Source organism: Kaistella sp. (assembly GCF_032060305.1).
Taxonomy (GTDB): domain Bacteria; phylum Bacteroidota; class Bacteroidia; order Flavobacteriales; family Weeksellaceae; genus Kaistella; species Kaistella yananensis.
In genome coordinates this window covers 19,326-25,638 of record NZ_DAMBHK010000003.1, presented here as the reverse complement: position 1 = coordinate 25,638, position 6,313 = coordinate 19,326, and the positions used below count along the sequence as shown (strand labels likewise).

Here is a 6,313-nt window from a genome sequence, read left to right as displayed (position 1 = left end):
TCGGATTTAAGCAGTTACTGAACTTCGGTGCTTACTCTTACCCCAACATCGGCGGTGGAATTATGTTTGGCGTTGCATTAATTTTGGCTATATTAGCATTTATAGAGTTCAGAAAACCAAAATCTGTCTGAGATTTACATTAAAATACGATCAACTTAATTTTAAATCAAATGAATTTTACAAAACCACTTATTCTAGCAGTCTCAGTTTTAGCAATTATGTCTTGCCAGAAGAGCGGTCCCCAAGATTTCGCTCTCGGTAAAGACCAGTGCGATAACTGCCGGATGACCATCACTGAACAGAAATACGCTACCCAATTGATTACCCAAAAAGGCCGGGCTTATAAATTCGATGACATTATGTGTATGAACATGTATGAAAGTTCGAATCCCGACAAGGCCACCAATGCAAAAACCTATGTGATCGATTTCCCTTCCGGTAAATTTCTGGAAAAAGCTAAAGCTACCTTCATCAAAGGCGGCAGCATAAAATCCCCAATGGGCGGAAACACACAGGCTTATCAGGACAAAGCAGCCGCACAGAAAGCCGCTGCCACGCTTGGAGCCAGTTTAACCAAATAAAGAATTATGTTCAGATTAATGTTTCTTTTTTTTCCTGTACTCATATTTTCGAATATTCTGAAAGTGGGAAAAAACGAACAGTTTAAAACCATTAAACAAGCTGTCGCCGCATCAAAAAGTGGCGACAGTATTTTAGTGGAAAGCGGGGTTTACAAAGAAGGCAACCTCAGCATCACGCATCCTTTATCACTCATCGGTATCGGCAGTCCGGTTCTGGATGGTGAGATGAAGTATGAAATCCTCTCCTTCCGCGCCAACAATATCCTGCTGAAAGGCTTCCGAATCATCAATTCCGGTGAAGACGAAATTAAAAACATCGGTGCGGTGAGACTTTACGACAGCCATTATTCCACCATCGAAAACAATATCTTCGAAAACAACTATTTCGGCATCTATATACAACGCGGTTACCGCTGTATGATCCGCAATAATAAAATCACTTCAACACGGGCCACTTCACAGGAAGGAATTGGTGACGGAATCCACGCCTGGGTAAGCGAGGAAATCTGGATCAAAAACAATTATATTGAGGGTCACAAAGACGGCATTTACCTCGAAAAAGTTATTAAATCATACATTTACCGCAACTACTCTAAAAAAAATCTAAGATATGGCCTGCACTTTATGTCATCGAATGATGATGTGTATGTGGGCAATACCTTCGATAACAATAACGCAGGTGTGGCAGTAATGTACAGTAATAACGTGGGAATGGTCGCCAACAATTTCATCAACAACTGGGGCGACGCGAACTACGGCCTGCTGTTGAAAGACATCAGTTTCAGTAAAATAAAACATAACCGATTCCAGAACAATACAACGGCCATCTTTCTCGATGGCGCCACGAAAATCGACCTTTTCAAAAATGATTTTGAGGACAACGGCTGGGCAATGAAAATCAATTCCAACTGTATGGAAAACCGGGTGATGAACAATAACTTTATCAACAACACCTTTGATGTATCCACGAGCGGAACTATGGCCATGAATGATTTTAAAAAGAATTTCTGGGACAAATATGAAGGTTATGACATGGATAAAGACAAAGTGGGCGACGTGCCTTTTCATCCTTTGAGTTTATATGCCGTGCTGGTAGAGAATAATCCATCGATTATGCTACTTTTTAAAACCTTTTTTGTGGATTTACTCGATAAAACCGAAAAAATAATTCCCAGTCTTACGCCTGAAAATTTTGTGGACGAGCAGCCGCTGATGAAGAAAGTCGAAATATAAAAATGAAATACGAAGTTTGAAGTCCGAAGTTTGAAGTCGGAAGTTTGGAGCTTCCTACTTCCCTCCAAATATAGAATTATGATAGAAGTAAAAAATTTAACCAAGAAATTCGGCAAATTCACCGCTCTGGATGATCTGAATCTGTCCTTTACCAATACAAAATCCATTGCGCTCATCGGCCCGAACGGCTGCGGGAAAACTACATTGATTAAATCGATTTTAGGACTCAACGTCATCGAGACCGGTGATATTCTGGTGGACGGAAAAAGTGTGAAGGACGATTATCTTTACCGCAAAGACATCGGCTATATGCCACAGATCGGCCGCTATCCGGAAAACATGAGCATCGGACAAACCATCAGAATGATTAAGGATACGCGGAAAACATCTGAAACTCATCTCGATACCGAACTTCTGGAAAACTTCGAACTGGAAAAAATGTACGATAAGAAAATGGGTACGCTTTCCGGAGGTACGACACAGAAAGTGAGCGCCGTACTGGCATTTATGTTCGATCCGAAAGTCATTATCCTGGATGAACCTACAGCCGGACTGGATCCTTTGGCTTCCGAAATCCTGAAAAATAAAATCATCAAAGAAAAAAACAGAGGCAAACTCATCATCATCACCTCGCATCTTCTGAGTGAGCTGGATGATATTGTGAGCGAAATTGTTTTTATGAATGAAGGCAAAATTATCGTTCAGCAGTCGGTAACCGACCTGATGACCGAAAGAAAATCAGAAAAAATATCAGAATCCATCATCAGCATCCTAAAAGAAATGAAAAAATGAACAAGATCGCACGCTTTATACTTTTTGATATTTTAAAAAATAAGATTGTAATTTTCTATACCATTTTACTTTTCATCATTTCCTGGTCGGTTCTCGGCCTCGAAAGCAATTATACCAAAGCTACACTGAGTTTGCTGAATGTGGTGCTTTTGGTAGTTCCTTTGGTCAGCATTATTTTTTCGACCATTTATGTTTACAACAGCAGCCAGTTTATCGAACTCCTCCTGAGCCAGCCGGTGCCGCGGGTAAAGGTTTGGTTTAATATTTTTTTGGGACTTTCCACGGCTTTGGTTCTGGCGTTTCTGCTGGGATGCGGCATTCCGATTCTGCTATATTCGTCGATTGAAACAGGATTTTCGCTTATTATCATCGGTATTTTACTTTCGGTGATCTTCACTTCTTTTGCGATGCTCTCGGCCATCATCAGCCGCGACCGAGCGAAGGGAATCGGAATTTCTATTTTTATCTGGATGTTTTTCAGCATTATTTATGACGGAATTCTGCTCGTTCTGATGTTTCAGTTTGCCGATTATCCTATTGAAGGAATCATGGCCACACTTGCAGGTCTCAATCCGGTGGGGCTTTCGCGAATTTTCGTTTTGCTTCAGCTGGATATTTCAGCGATGCTGGGTTACTCGGGAGCTGTATTTCAAAAAGTTTTCGGATCAGGCGGCGGCATGGGAATCTCGATGCTGATTCTGATGATCTGGGCAACGGTTCCATTTGTACTTTCTTTGATAAAATTCAATAAAAAAGACCTTTAATTATTTATTAAATACCGCTTTTTCGTTGTGGTGACAAATATCACAATTACAGACACTTGCATATGACCACAGTCATATCCCGCAGTTAATTTTTGTGAGTACTTTTAATAAAAATTAAGCAATGAAAAAATCGATTATCATTTTAGGTCTGGTTGGGTTCGCGCTGGTTTCGTGCAAGAAAAATGAAACCACTACAACCGATTCCGCTACAACTACCGAAGCCGTAGGTCAGGGACAGGAAGCTGTTCTGGACGATGATTCCAACCCAACAGTGGTACAGTTGGCGGCAAAAAATCCGGATTTATCAACTCTGGTGACCGCAGTGAAAGCCGCAAACCTCACAACATCTCTCAGCAACGCAGGTCCATTTACAGTATTCGCTCCACTGAATTCTGCGTTCGACAAACTTCCTGCAGGCACTGTAGATGGTCTTTTGAAACCAGATCAGGCTGATGCATTATCTGATGTTCTTGGATATCATACTTATGTTGGGGTGATTAAAGAAGAAAATATGACCGACGGACAAAGTTTAGGAATGGTAAACGGAAAAAATATTACGATAACGATAGTAGACGGGAAGCCTGTAATCAACGGAAAAGCAAAAATTGTAGCCACAGTTCCTGCTTCTAACGGTATTGTGTATGCGATTGACGAAGTACTGCTGCCCGAAAAATAAATTCTGAGTTTGTTAAATTTAATTGTAGAAATGGCTCTCAAAAATATTTTGAAAGCCATTTTTTATTAATAAAAGTATCTGTTTTTAATGCTGCTTTTTTGTCTTTAAGTTTACAAAGATGAGGAGCAGCGCAATAAAAATAAGTAAAGAAATGTACAGCAGGAAATGGTTTGCATAAGGAATCGAAATATATTTTATCGAAAAAATGCCCATCAGTCCCAGAAGAAATTCATTAAGGAAAATACCCAAAAGAAAAAGTTTAAGACCCAACAGCAGCGGTTTGGAAATGGTAAAGAAATTGGTTGCCAGAATCTCGTTCACCAAAAATGTTGCAATACACATCAGCAGCACCAAATGCAGATAAGCGATCACTACATTACGGAATCCGAAAGCAAACTGGTTTACCGCAGGAATATTGGAGCCCAACTGCAGCGCAATTTTCACTGCAAATGCAAATCCCACAAAAAGAAGTACAAACCTGTGCATCGGCGACCATTTCACCACCAGATTCGTCCAACTTTTTTTTACAAAATCATAAATCATTACGGCCCCTGCAGTTTGGCCCAGCGTCGCTATAACAATCAGAGTAAACACGGCAGCCGGCAGCTTCATCCATAAAACCGAAAGCCCTACACCGATGAAACAGCCAAGAAACATCAGCCAGAATAGCAATTTGTTTTTCCTTTCAGAAATAGGTGATCCGGCTTCTTTCAGCGAATAGAGTAAAAGACCGATACAGGAAAATATAAAGAATCCGTTATACTGAAAATGCAGAAAGTAATATTCTGAGGCCAGGTAAAGATCCTGGTTTATATTTTTAGAACTCATCATGTAGGCCAGGTTGAAAACTCCTGCCGACGAAATCACCGCAAAAAACAATCCTGCAAGGAACCAGATTTTTGAAGCATCCTGAATTTTCATGGAATCTCTGATGAAGAAATAACAGAATACAAAACTGGTAAGCAACGCTGCTGTAGAAGCTGCAATCGACGCCCAGAAATAACCGCCGTAGATGAACGTACCGAGCATTGCAAAAGATGCGGCAAGGTTAATAACGATTAAATATTCATACTTTCTGAGCTTAACCAAAGGATTCACTTTACTTATATAGTGCATGATCAATACATACAGCACGTTGGTAATCCAGCCATAAAAAGCGAAGTGCGAATGCGCATCCTGCAAATGTTTCTGGTCCAGAAACGGGAAAGAATAAAGAATTTTATAACGCATGATGACACCCAAAAGCGCTACCAAAAAGAAATTGAAAACTGAAAATTTCAGCCAGAAACTGCGTTGCATCAATAGTATATTTTATGATTAATAAGCTGTATTTTTTGTTCCCGTTCCATTTTTTTTACGGTACGTATTACGGTTTCAATAGCCAGTCCGGTAGAGTTTGCCATTTCTTTCCTGGTAACGTCGATAATGGTTTTTTCATGGGGTTCAATGCCAATATTTCTTTTATGGATATTGAGAAAATTTAAAATTCTTTCGTGAGGACACTGGTGAACGATCGATTTGAGTCTCAGGGTTTTATCGTAGGCTTTTTTGGCCACCTCTTTGGTAAATTCAAAAAGAATTTCAGGATTCTCGAGCATAAATTTTTTATAAAGACTTTGACTGAAACTGAAAATCTCTGCACTTTCACTGGCGATCACCGCATTGGCGGGATATCTTTCAGAGAGCAGAAATGGCGGTTCGCCGAGAAACTGGTGGTCCTTCACCTTATTTATTAAAAATTCTTTCCCGTCGGAATCGGAGTTAAATATCCTGATTTCACCTTCTGTAAGATAATAAAGGTTCAATGCAATTTGATCTTCACGGAAAAGCGTATCCTTTTTTTTCAGATAAAGTACAGGAACCCTGTTTTTTAATAAAATTTCTCGTGTAAACATAGGCAAAGTTTGTTTCAAATTTAACGAAAATTTATGGTTCTTCCTAATGACTGCATCCCGAAACTTGGCTGAAATTTTCCTATTTTTGAGAAAAATATAGACTAAAAAACGTGGCGAATCTATTTAATCCCAGAGATATTACGTGGTTATCATTCAACGAACGTGTTTTACAGGAAGCGATGGACGGAAATGTTCCGCTTCACCTGCGCATCCGTTTTCTGGGAATCTTTTCAAATAATCTTGATGAATTCTTCCGCGTACGCGTGGCCGGATTAAAACGAGCCATGGATTTTAAAGACAAATTCATTACAGAATCATTCTATCAAGCCCCAACAAAAATCCTGCAGCAGATTAACGAAATTGTAATCCACC

The 6,313-nt window shown here is 39.8% G+C and carries 7 protein-coding genes and 1 pseudogene; 6 read left to right on the top strand and 2 right to left on the bottom strand.

All coding sequences use genetic code 11. The features are described 5' to 3' along the window. The first annotated feature begins 170 nt into the window (after window positions 1-170). The 5 genes from V5N63_RS00850 to V5N63_RS00830 all read left to right on the top strand — a co-directional run bounded on the left by V5N63_RS00850 (window position 171) and on the right by V5N63_RS00830 (window position 4,046). Entirely contained in the window at window positions 171-581 is a 411-nt protein-coding gene (locus V5N63_RS00850) for a nitrous oxide reductase accessory protein NosL (RefSeq protein ID WP_253313039.1), read from the top strand. A gap of 6 nt (window positions 582-587) precedes the next feature. Further along, window positions 588-1,814 carry a nitrous oxide reductase family maturation protein NosD gene (locus V5N63_RS00845; protein WP_332032157.1) on the top strand — a complete coding sequence of 409 codons (1,227 nt, stop codon included), beginning with the start codon at window positions 588-590 and terminating at the stop codon, window positions 1,812-1,814. Between the two features lie 78 nt (window positions 1,815-1,892). Continuing rightward, window positions 1,893-2,606, top strand: coding sequence for an ABC transporter ATP-binding protein (locus V5N63_RS00840; RefSeq protein ID WP_332032155.1), 714 nt, complete (start codon window positions 1,893-1,895; stop codon window positions 2,604-2,606). Continuing rightward, a complete protein-coding gene (locus V5N63_RS00835; RefSeq protein ID WP_088469815.1) occupies window positions 2,603-3,370 on the top strand; it encodes an ABC transporter permease subunit in 768 nt (255 codons plus the stop codon). The genes V5N63_RS00840 and V5N63_RS00835 overlap by 4 nt, the downstream gene beginning before the upstream one ends. A gap of 121 nt (window positions 3,371-3,491) precedes the next feature. Continuing rightward, on the top strand, window positions 3,492-4,046 hold the full coding sequence (locus V5N63_RS00830) for a fasciclin domain-containing protein (RefSeq protein ID WP_332032153.1): 555 nt from the start codon (window positions 3,492-3,494) through the stop codon (window positions 4,044-4,046). Window positions 4,047-4,130: 84 nt separating this feature from the next. On the opposite strand, the gene V5N63_RS00825 is transcribed toward V5N63_RS00830, so the two are convergent. Both V5N63_RS00825 and V5N63_RS00820 read right to left on the bottom strand, forming a co-directional pair. Continuing rightward, entirely contained in the window at window positions 4,131-5,345 is a 1,215-nt protein-coding gene (locus V5N63_RS00825) for a hypothetical protein (protein ID WP_332032151.1), read from the bottom strand. Continuing rightward, window positions 5,345-5,941 (bottom strand): Crp/Fnr family transcriptional regulator, encoded by a 597-nt coding sequence (locus tag V5N63_RS00820; RefSeq protein WP_332032149.1) that lies wholly within the window; start codon window positions 5,939-5,941, stop codon window positions 5,345-5,347. Before V5N63_RS00820 ends, V5N63_RS00825 begins: the two co-directional genes overlap by 1 nt. 110 nt (window positions 5,942-6,051) lie before the next feature. Between V5N63_RS00820 and V5N63_RS00815 the strand changes: the two are divergent. Continuing rightward, a pseudogene (locus V5N63_RS00815) lies at window positions 6,052-6,313 on the top strand (polyphosphate kinase 1); the annotation flags it as partial.